General features: G+C 66.1%; 1 pseudogene. It reads left to right on the top strand.

What is annotated here, in order from left to right:
• Nucleotides 1–39 precede the first annotated feature (39 nt).
• Nucleotides 40–1,491, top strand: a pseudogene (locus EN935_RS35635) (glycine dehydrogenase (aminomethyl-transferring)); the annotation flags it as partial.

Here is a 1,491-nt window from a genome sequence, read left to right on the forward strand (position 1 = left end):
CTACAAAGCCCATATCGGCTGATATCAGGACGTATTGACATGACCGCAGCACTCACTCCCTTCTCGGCCCGCCATATCGGTCCGAGCGTCAACGATGTCAGAGCCATGCTTGCCGTGATCGGCGTTCCGTCCGTCGAGACGCTGATCAGCCAGGCCGTGCCGCAGTCGATTCGCCTCGACGTGCCGCTGGCCCTGCCCGCGCCGGCCAGCGAAGCAGAAGCGCTGGCCGAATTGTCGGCGACCATGGCGAAAAATACGGTGCTGAAAAGCTTCATCGGCGCCGGCTATCACGGCGTCCACGTGCCGCCGGTCATCCAGCGCAATTTGTTCGGGAACCCGGCCTGGTACACCGCCTACACGCCCTATCAGGCCGAGATCAGCCAGGGCCGGCTCGAAATGCTGTTCAACTTCCAGACGCTGGTCACTGAACTGACCGGCCTGCCGGTGGCATCGGCCTCCTTGCTCGATGAAGCGACCGCCGTCGCCGAAGCCGTCGGCATTGCGCTGCGCCACCACCGCGACAAGCGCACCAAGGTGGCGCTGGCCGGCACGCCGCACCCGCAGACGCTCGATGTCGTGCGCACCCGCGCCGAGCCGCTCGGCATCGAGATCGACGGCGAGACGATCGACGACAACACCGCCGCTTTGCTCGTCTCCTGGCCGGATACGTTTGGCGTCTATGGCGACCACAAGGCGGCGATCGACAAGGCTCGGGCGGCCGGCGCCATCGTCGTCTTCATCGCCGACCCGCTCGGCCTGGCGCTGACCGATGCGCCGGCCAAACTTGGCGCCGACATTGCCGTCGGCCCGATGCAGCGTTTTGGCGTGCCGATGGGCTTTGGCGGGCCGCACGCCGCCTATTGCGCCGTCTCCGACAAATTGACGCGACTGATGCCCGGCCGCCTCGTCGGCCAGTCGACCGACAGCAAGGGACGTCCCGGCTACCGGCTTGCCTTGCAGACACGCGAACAGCATATCCGCCGCGACAAGGCGACCTCCAACATCTGTACCGCGCAGGCGCTGCTCGCCAACATGGCGACCGCCTATGCGATCTGGCATGGCCCCGCCGGGCTGCAGGCGATTGCCGGGCGCATCCACACGCTGGCCAATCGTCTGGCAAGCGGCCTCGAAGCGGCAGGCGTGTCGGTGATCGGTGCCAGCCGTTTCGACACGGTGACGGTGGAGACCAAGGGCAAGGCGGCGCGGATCGCCACTGCGGCTGAAAAGACCGGCCGGCTGCTGCGCATCATCGATGCCGACCATGTCGGCATCAGCTTCGACGAGACCTCGACCGATGCCGATCTCGATGCGATCGCGGCCCTGTTCGACGCCAAGGCCGCTTCGTCGACCGACAGCACGGTGCCCGGCAAGCCGCGCGGCAAGGAGTTCATGACCCAGCCTGTTTTCCGCGAAAACAAGTCGGAAACCGAGATGATGCGCTTGCTGCGCCGGCTGGCCGACAAGGACCTGGCGCTCGACCGCACCATGATC

It is taken from the genome of Mesorhizobium sp. M7D.F.Ca.US.004.03.1.1 (genome assembly GCF_003998635.1).
GTDB lineage: Bacteria > Pseudomonadota > Alphaproteobacteria > Rhizobiales > Rhizobiaceae > Mesorhizobium > Mesorhizobium loti.